The organism is Bdellovibrio sp. BCCA (assembly GCF_037996825.1).
In the GTDB taxonomy this organism is placed as follows: domain Bacteria; phylum Bdellovibrionota; class Bdellovibrionia; order Bdellovibrionales; family Bdellovibrionaceae; genus Bdellovibrio.
This window is the reverse complement of the sequence record NZ_JBBNAC010000001.1, coordinates 2,694,819-2,714,316: the sequence shown is the minus strand read 5'-3', so window position 1 is coordinate 2,714,316 and position 19,498 is coordinate 2,694,819. Positions and strand designations below refer to the sequence as shown.

18 protein-coding genes are annotated in these 19,498 nt (G+C 44.1%); 12 read left to right on the top strand and 6 right to left on the bottom strand.

All coding sequences use genetic code 11. The annotated features are described in order from the left end of the window. Positions 1 to 17 precede the first annotated feature (17 nt). Positions 18 to 707 (top strand): AlkZ-related protein, encoded by a 690-nt coding sequence (locus tag AAAA78_RS13175; protein WP_340592520.1) that lies wholly within the window; start codon positions 18 to 20, stop codon positions 705 to 707. Here the strand turns inward: AAAA78_RS13175 and AAAA78_RS13170 are convergent. Then, the gene (locus tag AAAA78_RS13170) at positions 640 to 1,860 is read right to left on the bottom strand and encodes an MFS transporter (RefSeq protein WP_340592519.1); all 1,221 of its coding nucleotides are present in this window, start codon (positions 1,858 to 1,860) and stop codon (positions 640 to 642) included. The two genes, AAAA78_RS13175 and AAAA78_RS13170, sit on opposite strands and share 68 nt — an antisense overlap. A gap of 109 nt (positions 1,861 to 1,969) precedes the next feature. On the opposite strand from AAAA78_RS13170, the gene AAAA78_RS13165 reads away from it, so the two are divergent. The 6 genes from AAAA78_RS13165 to AAAA78_RS13140 all read left to right on the top strand — a co-directional run bounded on the left by AAAA78_RS13165 (position 1,970) and on the right by AAAA78_RS13140 (position 9,183). Further along, positions 1,970 to 3,118, top strand: coding sequence for a CapA family protein (locus AAAA78_RS13165; protein WP_340592518.1), 1,149 nt, complete (start codon positions 1,970 to 1,972; stop codon positions 3,116 to 3,118). 45 nt (positions 3,119 to 3,163) lie between these two features. Beyond that, on the top strand, positions 3,164 to 3,655 hold the full coding sequence (ybaK, locus tag AAAA78_RS13160) for a Cys-tRNA(Pro) deacylase (RefSeq protein ID WP_340592517.1): 492 nt from the start codon (positions 3,164 to 3,166) through the stop codon (positions 3,653 to 3,655). Then, complete coding sequence (locus tag AAAA78_RS13155) at positions 3,652 to 4,476, top strand: hypothetical protein (RefSeq protein ID WP_340592516.1); 825 nt, start codon at positions 3,652 to 3,654, stop codon at positions 4,474 to 4,476. Before ybaK ends, AAAA78_RS13155 begins: the two co-directional genes overlap by 4 nt. Positions 4,477 to 4,615: 139 nt before the next feature. Then, on the top strand, positions 4,616 to 7,120 hold the full coding sequence (locus AAAA78_RS13150; RefSeq protein ID WP_340592515.1) for an ATP-binding protein: 2,505 nt from the start codon (positions 4,616 to 4,618) through the stop codon (positions 7,118 to 7,120). 30 nt (positions 7,121 to 7,150) lie between these two features. Further along, positions 7,151 to 7,837 carry a response regulator transcription factor gene (locus tag AAAA78_RS13145; protein WP_340592514.1) on the top strand — a complete coding sequence of 229 codons (687 nt, stop codon included), beginning with the start codon at positions 7,151 to 7,153 and terminating at the stop codon, positions 7,835 to 7,837. Between the two features lie 101 nt (positions 7,838 to 7,938). Next, positions 7,939 to 9,183 (top strand): GAF domain-containing sensor histidine kinase, encoded by a 1,245-nt coding sequence (locus AAAA78_RS13140; RefSeq protein WP_340592513.1) that lies wholly within the window; start codon positions 7,939 to 7,941, stop codon positions 9,181 to 9,183. A 26-nt stretch (positions 9,184 to 9,209) separates the two neighbouring features. Here the strand turns inward: AAAA78_RS13140 and AAAA78_RS13135 are convergent, their stop codons facing one another. Continuing rightward, entirely contained in the window at positions 9,210 to 10,598 is a 1,389-nt protein-coding gene (locus AAAA78_RS13135) for a murein L,D-transpeptidase catalytic domain family protein (RefSeq protein ID WP_340592512.1), read from the bottom strand. 170 nt (positions 10,599 to 10,768) lie between these two features. Continuing rightward, positions 10,769 to 11,059: a DUF72 domain-containing protein gene (locus AAAA78_RS13130; RefSeq protein WP_340592511.1), complete on the bottom strand. Its 291-nt coding sequence runs from the start codon at positions 11,057 to 11,059 to the stop codon at positions 10,769 to 10,771. 165 nt (positions 11,060 to 11,224) lie between these two features. On the opposite strand from AAAA78_RS13130, the gene AAAA78_RS13125 reads away from it, so the two are divergent. Continuing rightward, the gene (locus AAAA78_RS13125) at positions 11,225 to 11,920 is read left to right on the top strand and encodes a hypothetical protein (protein WP_340592510.1); all 696 of its coding nucleotides are present in this window, start codon (positions 11,225 to 11,227) and stop codon (positions 11,918 to 11,920) included. A 3-nt stretch (positions 11,921 to 11,923) separates the two neighbouring features. Here AAAA78_RS13125 and AAAA78_RS13120 read toward each other — a convergent pair whose 3' ends face one another. Continuing rightward, complete coding sequence (locus AAAA78_RS13120) at positions 11,924 to 14,500, bottom strand: alpha/beta fold hydrolase (protein ID WP_340592508.1); 2,577 nt, start codon at positions 14,498 to 14,500, stop codon at positions 11,924 to 11,926. A 181-nt stretch (positions 14,501 to 14,681) separates the two neighbouring features. On the opposite strand from AAAA78_RS13120, the gene AAAA78_RS13115 reads away from it, so the two are divergent. Continuing rightward, a complete protein-coding gene (locus AAAA78_RS13115; RefSeq protein ID WP_340592506.1) occupies positions 14,682 to 15,152 on the top strand; it encodes an Hsp20/alpha crystallin family protein in 471 nt (156 codons plus the stop codon). 12 nt (positions 15,153 to 15,164) lie between these two features. After that, positions 15,165 to 15,515: a 4a-hydroxytetrahydrobiopterin dehydratase gene (locus AAAA78_RS13110; RefSeq protein ID WP_340592504.1), complete on the top strand. Its 351-nt coding sequence runs from the start codon at positions 15,165 to 15,167 to the stop codon at positions 15,513 to 15,515. Between the two features lie 2 nt (positions 15,516 to 15,517). On the opposite strand, the gene AAAA78_RS13105 is transcribed toward AAAA78_RS13110, so the two are convergent. Continuing rightward, positions 15,518 to 16,255 carry a transporter substrate-binding domain-containing protein gene (locus tag AAAA78_RS13105; protein WP_340592502.1) on the bottom strand — a complete coding sequence of 246 codons (738 nt, stop codon included), beginning with the start codon at positions 16,253 to 16,255 and terminating at the stop codon, positions 15,518 to 15,520. 85 nt (positions 16,256 to 16,340) lie between these two features. Between AAAA78_RS13105 and AAAA78_RS13100 the strand changes: the two genes are divergently transcribed. Both AAAA78_RS13100 and AAAA78_RS13095 read left to right on the top strand, forming a co-directional pair. Next, complete coding sequence (locus AAAA78_RS13100; RefSeq protein WP_340592500.1) at positions 16,341 to 18,065, top strand: DEAD/DEAH box helicase; 1,725 nt, start codon at positions 16,341 to 16,343, stop codon at positions 18,063 to 18,065. Between the two features lie 90 nt (positions 18,066 to 18,155). Beyond that, positions 18,156 to 18,332, top strand: coding sequence for a hypothetical protein (locus AAAA78_RS13095; RefSeq protein ID WP_340592499.1), 177 nt, complete (start codon positions 18,156 to 18,158; stop codon positions 18,330 to 18,332). A gap of 2 nt (positions 18,333 to 18,334) precedes the next feature. On the opposite strand, the gene AAAA78_RS13090 is transcribed toward AAAA78_RS13095, so the two are convergent. Beyond that, entirely contained in the window at positions 18,335 to 19,465 is a 1,131-nt protein-coding gene (locus AAAA78_RS13090; RefSeq protein ID WP_340592498.1) for a hypothetical protein, read from the bottom strand. Positions 19,466 to 19,498 lie beyond the last annotated feature (33 nt).

Below are 19,498 nucleotides of genomic sequence, written 5' to 3'. Positions count from 1 at the left end.
AGAGTTAGAATCCAACCATGAGCTCAAAACAAAAAAAGCAAAAGATGATTCAAGCGATCAATAAACGAGGTTGTCTCTTGGTTTACCCTCTAGAGAATCGCAAAGAACCGGCAAGTCTTTGGTCAGAGCTTTATCCTCGCACAAAAATGCGCTGGGAGTGGGATTCTGAGGGTGACAATCGTGTAGCCGAAATGTGGGTGATGCGTGAAGAGCTTTCGCGCAGCAAAGAAGTCGTCTATGCAAAGTGGTTTCGCAATCGCGCGACTTTTTTCTCTAAGGAAGTTTTCATTTATTTATTGTCTTATTTAGGGTCTTCGCAAGATCGCATTCACTTGCCCCGTTCATCGCAGGAAGCGTTGGATAGTTTTTTATTGGACTCTCCACAGTCGACGAAGATCATCAAAGAAAATTTGGGCTGGCAGGGGAAGATGATGGAAAGCCATTACAACCGCGCGATGAAGCCTTTGTGGAATTATCTTTATATCGTAGGGTTTGGTGAAGTGGATGATTCTAGTTTTCCGTCGCTAAATATGGCCGCGACACAAAATCTTTTTGAAGATCTTTGGTTGAAATCTCAAGAAATAGATCCAACCAAAGCCGAAGAGAAATTAATCAAGATATTAGGTGAAGAAAATCCTTTTATGAAGTATGCGAAGCGTGTCCGTGATAACGCCAAAACTTTGGCAGACAAAACGCTGTCACAATAACGGCAACAGCACAAATCGCTCCGCCAACACTGATGCTAAAAGGCACGGAAACTTTCGCAGCCATCCAGCCCGCACGAGCGTTGCCTAAAAGCGGTCCTGACATATAAGAGATCATCTCAATGCCAGAAAGACGTCCACGCAATTCATTCGGAACGGTTTCATTCCAAATAATGCCACGGAAAAGACCGCTCATCATATCAGCGGCTCCGGCGAGAGCTAAAAAGGCGACAGCCACCCAAAGATGTTGAGCATATCCAACGCCAATAATAAAGACCGCCCATAAAGTGGCGGCAATAATAACAGCTTTTCCGTGTCGAGAAACTTTTTGAGTCCATCCACTAAAAAGAGTCATAACAAGAGAACCAATTGCCATTGCGGAAAATAAAATTCCCGCTGCCGAAGCGCCACCCCATTTCTCTGACATGGACGGAAACAGAGCGACGGGGAAAGCAAATGCCATTGCAACGATATCAATCAAATAAGTGCCAATCAGTTCTGGTTTTGAAATCGCATAACGAAGTCCGTCCTTAGCATCTTGCCACGGCGAGTGTTCTTTCTTTTCAGGATTCGGAACTCTCGACATCAAATACAAGGCGATAAAGGCCGCGACGAAACTGATAAAATCAAAAAGGTAAGCGCCTTTGATTCCAAAACTCGCAATCAAAATACCACCCAATGCGGGACCCACGATCGCACCGACAGAATAGCGAAAACTTCCGAGCGCTCCAATGGCAGCATAATCTTTTTTATCAACAAGTTTTTGCGTCAACGCATCCATAGCGGGACGGTGAAAGCCAAGAACGGATTGAAACAAAGCCACCAAAATAAAAATCAACGGAACAGAGGGTTTGTCACTCCAAGCGTTGAGTGTAAGTCCTAAAATCAAAACGCTCATTAAGAATTCAGAAATCAAAAGCAGCTTGCGACGGTTCAAGCGATCCGCATAAGTGCCACCCAAGATTCCAAAAATTAAAACGGGGAAAAGTTGCACAATTCCCAACATACCGACAAGCCAATTGTCTTTTGTAAGTTCATAGACCTGATAAGGAAGGGCGACATAGCTCACCATGCTCCCTAAGAATGAAATCAATTGTCCGAAGTAAAGAAGGCGGAAGTCACGGTACTTTTTAAGAGGCGATATATCGATCAGCATGACGGCAATTTAAATAAATCTGCCCGCAATGTCAGCAACTTTCCTGTTCATTAGCAGCTTTCCATTTCGTATCTTGAGCGGATTTTCAGAGCATTCAAAAATAAACCTCATGAAAATAAAATTACTCTCTCTTCTTTTGATGTTCTCGGGACAGGCCTTTGCTGAAAACGTGTCTCGTGATTTGGTCTACTCAGTAAACTGCGATAGCAATAATGAACAGGTCACGATTTCATTTGTTGGTGATATTCTTGTTCATGACATGCTTTATCGAACCGTGTTGGCCGAAAGCCAGCATTTTTCCCAGATCTGGCGGCGCACGGACAGTTTGATTCAAAAGGCTGATTACTCTGTCGGGAACCTGGAAGGTCCTTCCGCAATGGGCATTGACCGTGAGGGTAAAGATCATGGTGATGTCGGCTTTGTGTACGATCGCACCGTTTATTCGGGAACAGATTTTTCTTTCAACTATCATCCACGCATTTTGTCGGATCTAAAGAAATCCGGCTACGACCTTCTGACCACGGCGAACAATCACGCTTTGGATCGCCGCTCCATCGGTATTGATAAAACACTGGATGCTGCCAAACAGGCCGGATTGATCACTGTGGGAACACGTTCTTCATCGGAACGAAATGGAGCCTTTTATAAAATAGTCGATATAAAAAATCTCAAGGTCGCTTTTTTGGGATGTACAGAAATGACCAATGGAAAAACGGACACTAAAGATCAAATTCTTTATTGTTACAGCGGTCAGATTTTAAAAATCATCGGAGAAGTCACTTCGCGTTCTGATGTTGATGCGCTTATTGTAATGCCACACTGGGGAGTGGAATATGCTCCCGTGCCGGAAGAGCAGCAAAGAGTTTTTGCACAGAAGTATCTCGAGGCTGGCGCTCTGGCGGTTATTGGATCTCATCCCCATGTTCTGCAACCTTGGCAAAAGTATGTCACAAAAGACGGACGGGAGACCTTGATCGCTTATTCATTAGGAAATTTTGTAGCAGGCCAGGCGGGAATTCCACGCAAAACAGGCGTTGTCGTGTACCTGGGACTTTCGCAAGAAGGTTCAAAGAAAGCTAAAATTTTTGGTGTCGCTTACAACCCGACCTATCGTCGAAGCGCAGAACTTTATCCTGTGAGCAGCACGGATCCTGTAGAGATTTTAAATTATGTGACACCTCTTTTCGGCAGCAAAGGTCGCATTGAGCCTAAGAGTGACTTGATGCCGTTCTTGTGTTCGCAGAAGTTACGTCAATAAAACCTCGATTGCGTACCGACAAACTCAGTGCTACGCTGACTCAACATGACTGATAAAGATAAACTTCCCATGACGTTAGCGATTCGAGAGCTGCAAAAAGAAGGCATCAGCTTTACCAGTCATTTGTATCCTTACGAAGAAAAGGGTGGAACGGCCGTTTCGTCCAAAGCCCTCGGAGTTCCTGAAAGCATTGTGATCAAAACGCTTATCATGGAAAGCGACGACAAGTCGCCATTGATCGTTCTTATGCATGGAGATATGCAAGTTTCAACCAAACAGCTTGCCCGAGAACTCGGAGTCAAAACAATCTCTCCATGCAAACCCGAGGTGGCCGATCGGCATTCGGGATACCAGGTCGGCGGCACTTCTCCTTTTGGTACTAAAAAGAAAATGCCGGTCTACATGGAAAAAACCATTTTGGATTTGGAGAGAATTTATATCAACGGTGGTAAGCGAGGCTATTTGATTTCGTTGGACCCGCACGACGTGGTGAAAGTTTTAAAACCCCAACTGGTTCAAGTGGGGATTAAAGCTTGAAGATCACGTCACGTATCTTTCTTTCATTTCTTATGTGGGTTTCTTTTTCACAGGCCATAGGAAATGAGGCTGATCCTAAAACTGTATACTGGTTGTTTTTTGATTTTCCGTTGGCCGTGCGTTTGAAAGAAAAACCTCCCGGTTATTTGATCGAAATGCACCGTCTGATCATTGAGAAAATGCCCGAGTACACTCATCAGGTGGTTGAAGTTCCTTTCTTAAGAATTATGGAACAAATGAAAAAGCATCAAGGCGTGTGCTCTATGATGCTTCTTAAAAATTCTGAGCGAGAAAAATTCATTGAGTTTGGAACACCGGTCGTAAAAGGCTATCCAGCGGGACTTCTCGCTCTTAAAAACAATGAGAAACTAAATAAGTTTATGGTGAAACCAAGACTTTTAGATCTGGATGCTTTGCTCAAAGATAAAACCATGAACGTGGGAATTGTTTCGCAGCGTTTTTATGGTGATAAAATTAATAAAAGCCTAGGGAAGCACCACGGGGCGGGAATCACCGAGCGCAAAGGCCTTAATGTTGATCATGAGTTAAGAACTTTATTAACGCTGGGACGTTTGGACGTGTATATCGGTTATCCTTTCGAAGTCGAGCACAATCCGAATCTGGTTTTTTATTTTGTTAAAGACGGTTTAGAACTTTTAGAACCGCGAATTTCTTGTGAAAAGACGGCATTTGGTAAAGAGATCGTTCGTAAGACGGAAGAACTCCGCAGCAAATACAAGCTTGATGCGGAGTTTGAAAAAATCTATTCCCGTTATTATCCAAAAGCGGAACAGCAGGAATATCTAAAGCTGACGCAGTAGTATACTTTAAGAAATTTCCAGTCACTCCGGCGGGTATTAGTCGCAAATTGCCGAACAATTGGCCACCCTGGCAAAGACCATAGTCTAGGTCTTTTAGAAATCTTTCAATTTACAGAGGGAAAACGCCGAAAAGATGCTTATGAAATCAGCATCTTTTTTTAGATCCATTGTCGCTCGTTTTGGTGTGGAGTTCAGTTTGCTTGCAGCGCTGGCGTTGGGATTTTATTTTTACCAACATTCGGCCCTGTTGACTCGGATGCAAACGCAGCCAGAGGTTTCTGAAGAAGCACGCACCTCTGTTGCAAAAATCAAAGAGATCGTAGAAAAAGCAGAATTTGCTGAAAAAGCTTTTATCAAAACTCGCCGCGAACAAGATCTGCAAGAGTACAACCAACAAGTCTTACTTTTAAACTATCAAATGGGCCACCTCACGAAAAACGTGGTGGCGAATTCTGAATTGCAAAAACAAGTAGCGCACTTAAACAAAGCATTGCGCGACCATTTCGAAGAAGTGAACGAAGCTCTGGTAAAAAGGCAACGGGGTCTGGCAGTTCCGTCGCGAATTCCAGCAAGCGTTTCTGTGACGGAGATTCTTGATGCAACTCTGCGTTTAACACAGAATGCTTCGCCTTTTTACGTACGCGCCGAATTTTTAATGGGTCTTTTATGCGGACTTGGGCTTTTAGTTTTTCTTAGCCGTCAGTGGCAAAAGAAAGATCTCAAAGAGCAAAAACAAACATCCAAGTCTTTGCAAAATCGCTCTATCTTGCTTGATACGATTTTGAACAGCATGAGCGAAGCTTTGATTGTGATTGATAAAGACGGCTATTTCACTCATTACAATGCCGCCGCTCAAAGAATCATTGGAACAAAAATAAAAGAAGTCGCGACGGAATCCAGCGCTGAAGCGTTAGGATTCATCAACATTGCAAGCCACGAGCATTATAGCAAAAACCAATTGCCATTTCATCGAGCCTTGCTCGGTGAAGAGGTCGATGACTTAGAAATCTTCGTGCAAAATGAAACACATCCGGATGGAGTTTATATCAGCGTAAGCAGCCGTTCGCTCAATGACATCGACGGCAGTATTTCAGGAGCCCTGGTGGTCTTTAAAGATATCAGCCGCCGAAAAATGGTTGAGCAAGAATGGCATCGTGCCCGCGAGGCGGCTTTAGAAGCGTCCTTAAAGAAATCCGATTTCCTGGCGGCAATGAGTCACGAAATTCGCACGCCGATGAATGGTGTTATTGGGATGACGACCTTGCTGGCGGATACGCCTTTGAATGCCGAGCAGGCTGAATATGTGGGCACGGTGAAAAGATCCGCAGAGTCTTTGCTCATGTTGATCAACGATATTTTAGACTATTCAAAAATCGAAGCGGGTAAAATCAGTTTGGATCCTCAGCCATTTGATTTGCAGTTTTTGCTTCATGACGTGACAGAGATCTTCCGTCCGGCAATGGCAGAAAAAAATGTAGGATTGAAACTGCATTTTGATGAAACCACGCCATGGTTTTTTGTGGCAGACCAGGGACGTTTGCGCCAAGTCTTGGTAAATCTTTTGGGCAATGCCGTTAAGTTCACAGAAAAAGGTTTTGTGAGTCTTGAAGTTTCCAAAGTGCGCGAAGATGAAACCTTCTGCGAATTGCGCTTTGAGGTCAAAGATACAGGTCCCGGCTTAAAAGAAGACGAACGCCGGTCTTTATTCCAAAAGTATTTCCAAACGAAAACCGGAATGAAGTTCGGTGGTACAGGTCTTGGCCTTTCGATCTCAAAACAGCTTGTCGACTTGATGAATGGTGAAATCGGTGTAGAAAGTGTCGTGGGCTTAGGCTCCAATTTCTGGTTCACCGTCAAAATTCCGGTGGCCTCTATGCAGGATGTTCCTCGTTTAAATGAATCCCGGTTCTCTCCGATGTTCACGGGCTCGGTACTTCTGGTTGAAGATCAGGTCGTGAATCAAAGGGTGGCGCAAAGTTATCTTAAGAAATTAGGTCTGCATGTTGAGATTGCGAACAATGGACTTGTGGCTTTTGAAAAATGTTTGGTTCGTCATTACGATCTGATCTTTATGGATTGTCAGATGCCAGTGCTCAATGGTTTTGAAGCCACACGCCGCATTCGCAAAGAGGAAGTGCGCGCAGGTCGACACACGCCGATCATTGCTTTGACCGCCGAAGCAGGCCATGGCGACAAGACCGTTTATCATGAAGCGGGCATGGATGACTTTTTAGCAAAACCTTTAGAGCTGAACCATCTTATGGATATTTTGCATAAATGGTTAAAGACATCTTCCGACGCTTTAGATGTCAATGCTTTGACTCAATTGCAGAACTATGTCGTCAACGATCAGAATCTTGTCGAAGCATTGATCGAAGACTTAGAACAATCGGCGCCAGATTTGATTGAGTCTATGCGCAAGTCTTTGAATAATTTAGACCTGCAAGGTATTTCAGAGGCCGCTCACGCCTTGAAATCTAGCAGCGCGACTTTAGGGGCTAAAAAGTTGTCGGAACTTTGTGCGGCCTTAGAAGATCTCACAGAACTAACAGGAGCTTCTTCTTTTATTGCACAGATTGAAGATCAGTTTGAAAAAAGCATGAATGATTTAAGACGTTACGCCGTCAAAAAAGAAGCCGTTTAGTTGCTATAGACTTTAAAGAAAGGAGGACACATGACAAAAATACTTATTGTAGACGATCAGAAAAGTGTCCTTCTGACTTTGGAAGCACTGTTGACCCAACATGGATATAAAGTCACTGCAGCTACCAATGCTGTGGATGCGATGCGGGCCCTGGCCGCGGAAACTTACGATCTGGTGATTACGGATGCCATCATGCCTGGCGGTAGTGATGGTTACTCGTTGACTCGAACCATCCGTCGTCAACCGCTTTTGGCAAAGATCCCGGTCATTCTTCTCACTGGCAAAAGAGAGCGCAGTGATGTCGAAAAGGGAATTGATTCTGGCGCAAATGACTACATTGTAAAACCTATTGACCCTGAGTTATTGATTGCGAAAATTCGTAATATCTTAACGTCAAAGCCCACGGACTCTGTTCAGTTCGCTTCGGCCGTCGTGCAGTTTAAAGGCGAGTGGGAAATAAAAACCGAAGTCATGTCCATTTCTGAATTAGGACTCACGGTGATTTCCGCAATTCCTCTGCCTGTTGGAAAAATCTTGCGTCTTAACAGTCCGATTTTTGAGGAGATTGGAATACCTAAAATTCCTCTACGCATTGATTCTTGTGAAGAGATTTCAGGAATTGAGACCGCTTATCGAATTCAAACCCACTTTGTAGGCGTCACAGAAAAGGAGCTTTCTCCCATCCGGCTGTGGATTCGCTCTAAAAAAAGTTTCTAAGAGAACAATTCTTTTTTGCTTTTTCACAAAATCGAACAGTTTTTTCCGCTAGCTAAATAGACAAGCGTATGATTAGAAATGTTTCCGATTCGGAGGTTTCTATGCAATATTCTGACGGCGTTAAAAAACTTGTCGAAGTCATTCAAGATCTTTCTTCTGTCCACTCCCTGGAGCAAGTCATGTTTTTGGTCAGAAAAGCCGCTCGGGCGATTGCTAATTCTGACGGAGCTACTTTTGTTCTCAGAGATGGTGAATTTTGTTTTTATGCGGATGAGGATGCCATTGGCCCTTTGTGGAAGGGACAGAGATTTCCGATTCAAACCTGCATTAGCGGCTGGGCGATGCTAAACAAGAAAGCGGTCGTCATCGAAGATATTTACCAAGACTCCCGTATTCCTATTGATGCTTACGCGCCGACTTTCGTTAAAAGTTTAGCCATGACGCCCATTCGAAAAGAAGCTCCGATTGGTGCCATCGGAGCTTACTGGAAAGAAAAGCATATTCCAACCGACGAGCAACTTGAACTTTTGCAAGCTTTAGCAAATTCCACATCTATCGCTTTAGAGAATTTAAATCTTTATCAAACGCTCGAAGGACGTATTGAAGAGCTCAAAATGGCGAATAAAGCCAAAGATGAATTTTTAATGACGGTGTCGCATGAGTTGCGAACACCGTTAAATGCTATCTTGGGATGGACTGAAATTTTATTAGATGGCCCTTTAGATGAAGAAGCTCGAATGGGACTTGAGACGATAGAGCGAAATGCACGACATCAATCGCAGATCGTCGCCGTTCTTTTAGATTCATCCCGAATCATGTCAGGAAAACTGCAAATCAAATCCAGAGAGCTCGAATTGGTGCAGCTTGTTCGTAACGAGATAGCCCTACTTCAGCCGGAAGCAGAGGCAAAGAATTTAAAAATAGAAGTTCATTCAAGCATTGAAAAGGCTTTTATTCTTGGAGATGAAGAGCGTCTTAAGCAGGTAACCTTTCATCTTCTAAATAACGCGATTAAGTTTTCTAATAAGGGCGGAAAAATTCTGGTGGATATATCTTCTCAAGGCCCTGCGGTGCAAGTACGTGTGCGTGATGAAGGTGAAGGAATCGATCCTGAATTTCTTCCCTCTATTTTTGAAGCATTCAGGCAAGCCGATAGTTCCAGCACGCGAAAATACGGTGGTCTCGGATTGGGGCTTTCGATCTCACGGCATTTGATCGAAGCGCATAAAGGCAAAATTGCGGTTTACAGCGAAGGGCCTGGAAAAGGAACCACGGCGCTTTTCACTATACCGTTATATAAATATGCAAAAGTGGGAATAAAAAATGCCGAGCCATTGGGGAAATGACTCGGCAAAAGGGCCAGTAAGAGGGGTTACTGACACATAGGAAGCGATTTCACCATGGAAGTGATTGCGCTAATTTGACTGTATCTACTATTTGTTTTGATCACGGCCCAATAAGCGCCGGAAGCAAGTTTAATTTTTCCTGTGCGCGCGATTTGTTTTGCCATGATTCCGACACCGCAATGAAGATTGATGTACGGATCAAGAATGGTTTTGCGCGGATCTGTAGAGCTTAAGTTTCTATCTTTACTCCAGTCGAACTTACAGAAATTCCAACCCGTGATATCTTGATACGACAATTGCAAAAGTCCTTCAGAGTAAACAGGTCTTCCTGTAACGGGATCTGTTCCCATCGTTGTTTCTTGCATGCGTGATGTCGGGCTGTAACCGCTTTCGTATTTTGTCATCGCAACGAACAATTGCGCCCACACGTTTGCACGTTCGTTATTGCTCAAAGAGTTGTAGCGAGGGCAGAAGTCTCTCATATCATCAGCACCTTTTAGCAAGCTGCTCCAATCTTCTGAAACTAGTTTCATTAGATATTGGGACCAGGCTTTGCGTTCAGGTTTGCTGGAAGTCTCCCAAGAAAGCGGAGTCATTTTGTAAGCGCCGGTATCCGGAGTCGTTGTAGAGCCTGAGCCGGAACGCTCGGTGCCGCCTTTGTCGACGGTTGCGTAAATCATCGCGCCGCCTTTAAGGTACTTAATCACAGCATCACGATTTTCCATCGCCACAGCAGGGCAACCCCAGCTACGACCTTGAATCACGTTGGACTCTTGAACATATGAAGCACCGTGAACTACCACCGCACGAGCGCGCGCACGTGAGTTCGTAGAAGAAAGACCATCAAGTCTTAAAGAAAGACCGTGGCTTCCGCTGTAAGTTTCTGCGGTTCTATAGATTCCCAGTGAACTCGCATTAGAACCAGACACGTTACTGAACTTTTCAGCGTAACCGTCATGGTTAGAATCAGAACCTTTTCCGTGAGCCACGTGAATAGCCCACACGTTACCTGTTTTCATATTGATGATATAAAAACGTTTTTGCTTTGAGCTTTGTCCAAAATTTAAGACCGCCATGTAGTCTGTGTTTTTAAAGCTCGATTTGTGTTGATCGAAATACACCAAAGCATCTCCCAATGCTTTGTAAGGAACGACATGCTTCGGATCGACATGATCGTAATTTTTTAAAATGGATTCGCGTTGAGAGCTTGCCACCATTGCATCCGAAGGATCCGGAAGAAGCTTGTCATTTGCGACATCAGGCGTGTCGACAATCTGTTCTTGAGTTGTGTCGTCGGGGAGAGTGACTTCACCGCCAGGATTTCCTCCGCAGGCTGCGAGGCTCAGGACGGATGTTAAGAGAAGCGCAGTGCTAAAACGTGAGAATAATGAATTTGCCTTAGTGTTAATCGCCATTATTCCTCCATGAATCTTTGTGCGTGAACAAAGACTAAGAGGAAAAGAATTACAGAAAGGAAAAATTCATTACGGTAACATTAAAAATAAGACCTTTAGCTGAATAGGATCTGAGGTTATTCGGATAATCCTCTACCAAGTTCCGTGAACAAACGAAAATTGATACGTTCTTATGAAAGCCATTTTAAAGGTTCTAAAGAAGCGTGTTGGCCCCAGGAGTTCAAGCGCGCGGCCCACTCTTGGGCTCTCGAAAAATCACTGGCATGTAAATCGTTTCCGATAAAACGAAGCATCGTAAAAGAACTGCTGATGGAAGAGTGCAGGACATCACGGCGGCCAGCGACGTCGGTAATCACCAAGCCAATGCGCTGAGTTTGCAAATACTTTTCAAGAGCGGGTAAAATACGCCCCTGTTGAAACCAGCTTGGATGGCGAAACTCCAAAGCCAATTCAAATTCCATCGCGTGCAAATGCTATCAACTTTTTGTTGATTGGCAAATTTCACTTTAAAACTTCATTCGTTTTTCACTGTCCCTTCATCTAGAAAACCGAAAGTCCTGTAGAATGCTATTTCGCAATGCATTTATTCTGACGCTTCATTGCTCAACAGTAACGAAGGAGATCGGATGAATTTAAAACTCAATGCATTAGCCTTGATTGCTCTTTTAGGCTTGGGAACTGTTGCCTGTCAGGGCGGCGGAGGCGGTGCTGGCGCCAATGAATATACTGAAGACAGCGCGGATCTTGCTGATCATATTCACAATGACGCTTCTGTGGACGAAGAAATTCAAAGTCTAGGATGTATGAAAGCGAGCACAAGTCAAAAAACGCAAGTGAACTTAGGATTGAGTAAGATAGACCGATTCTTACAAAAGTGCGCAGCAGAAACGAACAATTCATTTTGGTGTGACCAAGTGGTTCGTCCCAATCCCCGCAGTGCTTCGACCTTTCGCTGCACGTATGGTTCCAGTCAAGCGCACAACCTCGTGCATCCTGACGAGAACACTTGGAGGTATCCGATTGAAGCCGTCAAAATTCTGCAAGACCTGACAGCCAAAGGAATCAAAGTCAGTCAAATCTACAACTGGTGGCGTCCCGAGCCTTACAATAAAAATGTGGGTGGAGCTGCAGGCCGACATCCTTATGGCACCTCCATTGACGTTCGTTTTGCAAGCAACAGCGAGGCAGATCGGGCCTTTCGTGAACTTTGCAAAATGCGCAGTCAAAAACGCATTCGCGCTATCGGCCATTATGGAAGTGCCTCTTTGCACATCGGTGTCGGTGACAAAGTCGCCAACACTTGGGGTAAAAGCTGCAATTAATATTTAAACTCCTCCCGGCCATGTTTCTGGAAGATCCAGGTGACTTGTTCCGGTCGGGATGGATTTTAAAGCTGTCGTCTTATCGACGAATACAAAAGCGTCGTAGCGTTTGGCTGGAACTGTTTCAACATAGTTCACGCCTTTGAGTTCATAATGCGGACTATAGACAACGCCGACGGCGCGGTGTCCGTAACTGCGCGTCCCCAGGTTTCCGGATCGCGCTTCGGAATCAAAGACCACATAAAATCTTTTGGTATTAAGATCTTCAGCAACCTTGTGACAAAAATATTCAAATGAAGATTCGCGGGCCGGAGGCAGTGTCATCACGGTGGGTTTGCCTTCCCATGCAGGACCTGCAAGAACTTGCCCTTGGAAAGTTCCAAAACCGACCAGAGCGACTTGATCAATACCAAATCGTTCCCGCGCAAGTCCGCCGAGGTTCACATATCCTTCTTGAAGCATGTCAGTCGCATGATAATCGCCGATATGACTGTTGTGCGCCCACACGATGGCTTTGCTGTCCGGGCCATTGTGCTTTAAGAGCATATCCAGAGTGTCAATCATATGATGATCACGCACGTTCCAAGAGTCGGGGCCACCAAAAAGCATGGAGCGATAATAATTTTCTGCGTGCGCAACAATACGTGCATTTTGTTGGGCGCTGAAAAGATTCGGAGATTTCGTCGCGATTTCACCTATGCGTAGACGCAGAAGTTTTCTTAAGTTCGCAATAACATCGTCGCGACAACCTTCTTCGAATTTTACAAGATAGCGGGCGTAAGATTTTTCGTCGCGGGCGAAAGGTTCAAAACACGCGTATTGCTCTTGCACAGATTTTGCCAAATCAGGATCCACATTTTTAGCAAACTCAATGACGTAATCCATTGAATCAAAAAGCGAGTAGACATCAAGGCCATAGAAGCTGGCGTGATAGTTTTTCATCCACTCAATCAGAAGAGCAGTCTCATCATTAGCCCACATCCATGTCGGCCAACGATGAAACTCTCTCATAATTTGCTTGGCGCTTTCGCCTTTGTCAAAGTGAATATAGTCATTCAATTTTTGGCAATCAGGCCAATCACCTTCGACGGCGACAAAACTAAACCCGTGATCTTGGATCAAGCGTTCAGTGATGTGCCGACGAATACTATAAAATTCTTCCGTGCCGTGAGTGGCTTCACCGAGCATGACAACTCGAGCGGACGCCACACTGGCAATCAAGTCATCCCAGCTGTGAGAATCTTTAATGGAATGGGCGCGGCCTTCAAGCTCGTCGACGACTTGCTCCTTGGGAAAGGAGGTTTCTTTTTTTTCCGGAAGATGTTCGTTAAACCATTCGATTGCATACTCAACGACTTCATCAAGAGTTCCCGGTTCTTCAAATAAATGTGTGGCGCCTGGCACAATCACTAAACGAGATGTTTTAAGTTGCAGACCAGCACTTTTGTTTAATGGAATGACAGCGAGGTCATTGCCACCGACCAGAAGCAAAGTGGGCGCTTCCACCTTTTTAAGATGTTCTTTGGCTAAATCGGGACGTCCTCCACGGCTGACGACGGCCGAAATTTTATTTTTAGATTTCGCAGCGGCGACAAGGGCCGCGCCGGCGCCGGTGCTTGCACCGAAATAGCCAATGGGAATATGATGAGTTTGTTCAAGACCGGCTTGAGTTGCTAACAACAAACGTTGCGCCAAAAGATTGATATCAAAGACATTGCTGCGGTCTTTAGACTCGTGTTCGGTTAAAAGATCAAAGAGCAGGGTGCTAAATCCGGCTTTATTAAGTTCTTTGGCGACAAACTGATTACGGGGACTTTTGCGGCTGCTTCCACTTCCGTGAGCAAAGATCACTAAGCCCTTGGCTTTATCGACAGATGTTAAGTCACCAAAAAGTTTTTCTTTTCCATCCTCAATCGTTATTTCGCGCTCATTATCGGCATTCATAAATCGGGATTCGGCGATAAGGCGGATCACTTCTTCATCTGAAACTTGAGTAAAATCCTCGTACCAAAGTCCAACGGCGACAAAATTTTCTGGTGTCATTAAGCAGATAACGTCGTCAGCGACTTTTTTGATTTTTTCCACAGTCTCTTTCGCCGCTACAGGAGCCGCGACAATAATTTTTTTGGGTTCTTTCTTTCTTAAAAACTGAATTGCCGCCAGAAGTGTCGCGCCGGTGGCGATTCCATCATCCACGATAATCACGGTTTTATTTTTGACGTTTTCTGTTTTTTTGGAGCCTCGGAATTTTTTTAATTGCTCTTGGATCTCTGAAGTTTTTTGTTTAGCGGCTTGATTGAGATAAGTTTTCTTTAAGCTTAAAAATTTAATAACCGAATCGTTAAATAGAGGTTCGCCGTCTTCACTAACGGCTCCGACGGCTAATTCCGGCTGGCGGGGAGCGCCGATTTTTTTGACCATTAAAAGATCCAATGGACTTTTTAACATCTTTGCAATTTCAAAAGCTAAGGGAACACCGCCTCGCGGAATTGCCAGAACTACGGGATTTTGATCTTTCAAAGAAATGAGTTTTTCACCCAAAAGGCGTCCGGCTTCTTCCCGGCCTGCGAAGCGCTCCATAATATCTCCATCGTTGTGTTTTAGCTTTGATGATAATCCCGTCTGGCGGCCTGGCAAGATGACCTCAAACAGAGGAAAATATTTTTTTATGTGACTCTGCAATTTAAAAAAAATTAACGCCAGTTTCTCTTTCGGAGTGGGCTACTATTCACACACAAATAACAAATGAAAAGGAGGGCCTATGGCTAACTTACCAGACCGCTGGAGATCAGGACGCTTTGCAAGTCCTTTCCGTGAACTCTCTCGCTATCAGGATCGTATGGATCGACTGATGAATGAACTTATGGGATTCAGGGAAGAAGGTTCACCAACAGAATTTGATTTTTCTCCTTCTTGCGAATTTTCAGAGGAAGAGAAAAATTATTTATTGAAAGTGGATCTTCCTGGCGTCAAAAAAGAAAACGTCAAAGTGGAAGTCGACGGTGACCGATTGACCATTCGCGCTGAGAGAAAAGAAGAAAAGTTGGATGAATCCAAGGAAGCGAAGAAACGACATTTGTCTGAAATTTCTTATGGTTCTTACGTGCGCAGTTTCACCTTGCCTCAACCCATTGATGAAAAGAAGGTGGATGCAAAGTTTGAAGATGGTGTCTTGCTTGTGAATATTCCTAAGGGCGAAGCTTCCAAAGCGAAACAAATTTCAGTGCATTAAAAAGGAGGATCCGTGCTCACGGCTAACGAATTATTAAAGAAAAGAAGTCATCCGATGGACACGGGTCTGCCCGAAAAGGATGTTCGCGAATATTTGAAACTGTTTGATGGCTGGTTTTTAAAAGAAGGTAAGATCACGAAAACTTATTCTTTTAAGAACTACTATGAAACTTTGGCATTTGTGAATGCCGTGGCATTTATTGCTCACCGTGAAGATCACCATCCAGAAATGGTGGTGAGTTACAATCAATGCGTTGTGAAGTTTGATACTCACTCCGTCAATGAAGGACGGGGAGGGATTTCAGAAAACGACTTTATCTGTGCGGCTAAAATCGATGCCTTAGTTAATTCAACCGCTTCTTAGAATTACTTGCGCGGTGGAGGCAGCAGAAGCTCTTTGTTAAGAGAGCGTAACAGCGGATATTTGCTAAGATCACCCGTAAGATGCTTTTTAAAAGAGGCTTCAATTGCGGGAAGATCTTTTTTAAACTTTTTATTCAAGGTGAAATAAAGAGGAAAACTCATGAACACGCGTTCGCTCATCCTGATTTTCTTTGCAAGTTCAGGATTAGAAGCGGAAAGAGCGCTCTGGCCGACCTCTTCTACGGCAAGGAAGTAATCTATTTTTTTATCTAAAAGAAGTTGTACATTCTGTGTTGGATTTGCAGACGTGACATATTTTAATTTTCGGCGTTTTGCTTCTTTTTCAATCATTGAATTATTAAGACCTAAAGCGCCAAGGTATTTTTTTAAATTTTTCTCATCAAAGTATTTATTTTCTACCCTATAAAAAACGTGCACCTTGATATAGACAATCGGAAAAGACACTGTCACTGTTTGTTCGCGTCCTTTCGTTAAGGCAAAGTCATCATAGGCTATGCCGTCAACTTCGCCTTTAAGCAAAGCTTCATAGGGAAGAACGCCAGGCATTTTTTTATACACGGCCTCAAAACCCGCATCTTTCAAAACGTCCGTCAGAAATAAAAAATATTGATTGATGGCTTCATTTCGGGAAAATCCAAAGGGAAATCCAATAGACAGAGGGGTGCTTGCAAAAGAAACGCAAGTAATGAAAAAGAGAAAGAAAAGTACCGGAAATTTCATCGAGTTTATATTTACCGTCGGAATAAATTTATTCAACCAAAATTTTACCCTGGGCAGTCGCTGCTATTTTTTGTAATGTGTAAAAATGTATCAACTCCGTACCTACCAAGTGGAAGCCGTTCAGGCGACATTAAAACATTTCCGAAAGGAAAGAACTCCCGCTGTGGTCGTTCTTCCGACAGGTGCCGGAAAAAGTCTGGTTATTGCTGAATTGGCACGTTTGGCTCGAGGACGTGTTTTGGTCATGGCTCATGTTAAAGAGCTTGTTGAACAGAATTATGCGAAATATATTTCCTTCGGTTTAGAAGCGGGTATTTACTCTGCAGGCCTTCAGAGAAAAGAAATCACCCAGAAGGTTATTTTCGGAAGCATTCAGTCTATCGCGCGGGCGCAGGAAGATTTTTTTGAGAATTTTTCCCTTGTCGTGATCGATGAGTGTCATCGTGTTTCTGTTGACGGTGACACTCAGTATTTACAAGTCATGTCTAAGTTGCAGCAATTCAATCAGGAACTCTGTGTCCTCGGTTTGACTGCCACACCTTATCGTTTGGGATTGGGATGGATTTATCAATACCATGCGCAAAAAAGTATTCAGCAAACGACGGAAGACCGTTTTTTTAAAAAATGCATTTATGAGCTTTCGATTAGACATCTTATCAAAAACAACTACCTGACTCCGCCTGTAAAAATTGATTCGCCGGTAGCTTGTTATGATTTTTCAAGTTTGAAACTTCAGCAGGGACGATTTGTTATGGCGCAGGTCGAAGCGCTTTTGAAAGATCAAAAACGCATCACGCCGCTGATTATTAAAAACATCATCGATATGGCAAAAGAAAGAAAGGGCGTGATGATTTTCACAAGCTCTATCAATCACGCCATTGAAATCATGCAAAATCTTCCGCCCTATATTGCGGCTCTGGTCGTGGGAGACACTCCGGGCCCGGAACGGGATGAGATCATTGAGGCTTTTAAACGGCAGGAACTGAAATTTCTTGTGAATGTCTCGGTTCTGACGACAGGCTTTGATGCACCTCATGTGGATGTCATTGCGGTGTTAAGACCGACAGAGTCCGTCAGTCTTTATCAACAGATCGTTGGAAGAGGGTTGCGTTTAAGTCCGGGTAAGACGGATTGTTTGATTCTCGATTATACAGGTCAGGGCCACGATCTTTACTCTCCTGAGATTGATGAAGACAAACCCTCCAGCAAAGCGCAGAAGGTGGAAGTCCTTTGCCCGCAGTGTGGAGTTACAAACCATTTCTGGGGACTCATGGAAAGTGACGGAACTTTGCTTGAACACTATGGACGACAATGCAAAGGAGCCTTTGAAGATCCTGTCACCAAAGAAATTTCTTCTTGTGGATTTCGTTTCCGTTTTAAAAGATGTGAGAAATGCGGATCTGAAAACGATATCGCAGCCCGTGCGTGCGGAGACTGCGGAAATGTTTTAGTCGATAATGATAAAAAGCTTAAAGAGGCCATGCTGCTTAAAGATGCACACGTGATGCGGGTTGAGACCATGAGCTTTCAAAAAACCTTTGATAAAAAAGGCAGTGAGCGTTTAGAGGTTCATTACTATGATGCCGACGCTCAGGTTCTAAAAGAGTATTTTTATTTAAACACGGCTGAAGATGGTCGTGCTTTTTATTTTAATTTTATTCGTATGCACAATCGCCTGCCTGAACGGAAAATTCACGTGCGCACTATCGATGATGTCCTGCAGATTCAAAAAAAGTTTCGAATGCCAATGTTTGTCATTGCAAGAAAACAAAAGCATTACTGGAGCATTCGCGAAAAGATCTTTGAATAAGTAACTTAGCAAAGTGACCGCGTCTTCGGTCTGTGCCAATCTTCAAACCTGAATGAATTCTTGATATGCTTCCAAAAACAGGAGGCGATTATGTCCGGTCATCACAAGAACAAAGGTTTTAGTCAGACAAGTAAAAAATATGACGGTGAAATCAAAGCTCAGCACCAGCAAAGTCGCAACAAACAAATGGATCATCCAAGTCCAAAAAGGGAAGAGACAGACAGCGCTGTCGAACTTGAAAAATTTCGCAGTGCCGGTAAAAAATAAAATTAATCCGCATCTAAGCGCAGCTCTCTGAAGCGAATGCGCATTTTTTCAAAGTTGGATTTTCCTCCGGGGCCGGTGATTTCTGGGTAAGTCGTTTCGGAAAGACCAGAGACCACGGCCTTTTTCCCACCTGGCAAATAATCTCGTAGTTCTGAATTAACAGCTGGTGCGGCTATGAGCTCTTTGCGTTGCTCAATGCTTTCTTCCGGTTTTGTCGATGCGCGCGCGACTTCAAGATGCGAATCCTGCGACAGAGACGGTGGCGGCAGCAGTGGAAATTCAGGCGGAGAGGAGACCGTGGTTGGTGCTGGAGTTGTGGGAGCTGTTGGAGCTGTTGAACTAGAACTTCCGCCGGAATTTTTAGCGTCAGATTCTTCGTCACATTGTTGTCCTTGCTTCAGCGAATTTGCGAGCGAAAGAACGGCAACTCCGGATGACGCTAGCAAAAGCCCATAAGTATGCTGGCAAAGTTTTTCTTTGGAATGGATGGTTCTTTTATCAGCCATGCTGGCTTCGAGTTTCACTTGAGAATAGATTTGTTTTTTATAGGTGTTTAATGAAGCGTAAGCGGCAGGGCACGTTGCCGGAATTGGAGATGTGCAGGTCGCTCCGTTAGAAACTAGACCTTTAAGAATTTTTTTAAGACCATTTGCCGCGGCAGCACAGGACATATTGCACTTCTTGCGCAAAAGGCCACAAGCCCCTGTGTAAGCGGTGATCCCTAATTGTGCTAAGCTCATCGCTTTAGAAAATGTTTTACAAGTATCATTGATCGCTAGACTATTCACACCGGCAAGAATGATATTTAAGCCGGCCAGCGTTTTCTGTAGATCCGGACTTGTTTCTTCACGGCAAAATGTCGCTGCTCGAACTTGATCTTGAATGCAAGACTCTCGACTGGCTTGATATTCTTGAAAGCCACTTTCCAAGATCGGCAGTTCAGGAATCGCCAAAGACCCGGAGGCTGCCAAGCTAGAAATTCCTTTCAAAGCCGCCGAAATATTTTGCGGGACTCCATCCAATCCCTTGGGCACGACCTCATCAGGAGTAAAAGGTTCTGCAGCCGTCGCGGTTAAAGCCTGTGTATGAGAAATACAAAACAATGCCATTAAAAACACGATGACCTGTTTCAAAAATCCCCCTAAGAAACCTTTCGGAAGAAATAC

What these genes read in the sequence shown, in the direction of transcription:
- AAAA78_RS13115 (WP_340592506.1), top strand. Translation starts at nt 14,682, where the DNA reads ATGGCTAACTTACCAGACCGCTGGAGATCAGGACGCTTTGCAAGTCCT.
- ybaK (WP_340592517.1), top strand. Translation starts at nt 3,164, where the DNA reads ATGACTGATAAAGATAAACTTCCCATGACGTTAGCGATTCGAGAGCTG.
- AAAA78_RS13095 (WP_340592499.1), top strand. Translation starts at nt 18,156, where the DNA reads ATGTCCGGTCATCACAAGAACAAAGGTTTTAGTCAGACAAGTAAAAAA.
- AAAA78_RS13125 (WP_340592510.1), top strand. Translation starts at nt 11,225, where the DNA reads ATGAATTTAAAACTCAATGCATTAGCCTTGATTGCTCTTTTAGGCTTG.
- AAAA78_RS13170 (WP_340592519.1), bottom strand. Translation starts at nt 1,860, where the DNA reads ATGCTGATCGATATATCGCCTCTTAAAAAGTACCGTGACTTCCGCCTT.
- AAAA78_RS13135 (WP_340592512.1), bottom strand. Translation starts at nt 10,598, where the DNA reads ATGGCGATTAACACTAAGGCAAATTCATTATTCTCACGTTTTAGCACT.
- AAAA78_RS13100 (WP_340592500.1), top strand. Translation starts at nt 16,341, where the DNA reads ATGTATCAACTCCGTACCTACCAAGTGGAAGCCGTTCAGGCGACATTA.
- AAAA78_RS13175 (WP_340592520.1), top strand. Translation starts at nt 18, where the DNA reads ATGAGCTCAAAACAAAAAAAGCAAAAGATGATTCAAGCGATCAATAAA.
- AAAA78_RS13165 (WP_340592518.1), top strand. Translation starts at nt 1,970, where the DNA reads ATGAAAATAAAATTACTCTCTCTTCTTTTGATGTTCTCGGGACAGGCC.
- AAAA78_RS13150 (WP_340592515.1), top strand. Translation starts at nt 4,616, where the DNA reads ATGAAATCAGCATCTTTTTTTAGATCCATTGTCGCTCGTTTTGGTGTG.
- AAAA78_RS13120 (WP_340592508.1), bottom strand. Translation starts at nt 14,500, where the DNA reads ATGGAGCGCTTCGCAGGCCGGGAAGAAGCCGGACGCCTTTTGGGTGAA.
- AAAA78_RS13145 (WP_340592514.1), top strand. Translation starts at nt 7,151, where the DNA reads ATGACAAAAATACTTATTGTAGACGATCAGAAAAGTGTCCTTCTGACT.
- AAAA78_RS13130 (WP_340592511.1), bottom strand. Translation starts at nt 11,059, where the DNA reads ATGGAATTTGAATTGGCTTTGGAGTTTCGCCATCCAAGCTGGTTTCAA.
- AAAA78_RS13105 (WP_340592502.1), bottom strand. Translation starts at nt 16,255, where the DNA reads ATGAAATTTCCGGTACTTTTCTTTCTCTTTTTCATTACTTGCGTTTCT.
- AAAA78_RS13140 (WP_340592513.1), top strand. Translation starts at nt 7,939, where the DNA reads ATGCAATATTCTGACGGCGTTAAAAAACTTGTCGAAGTCATTCAAGAT.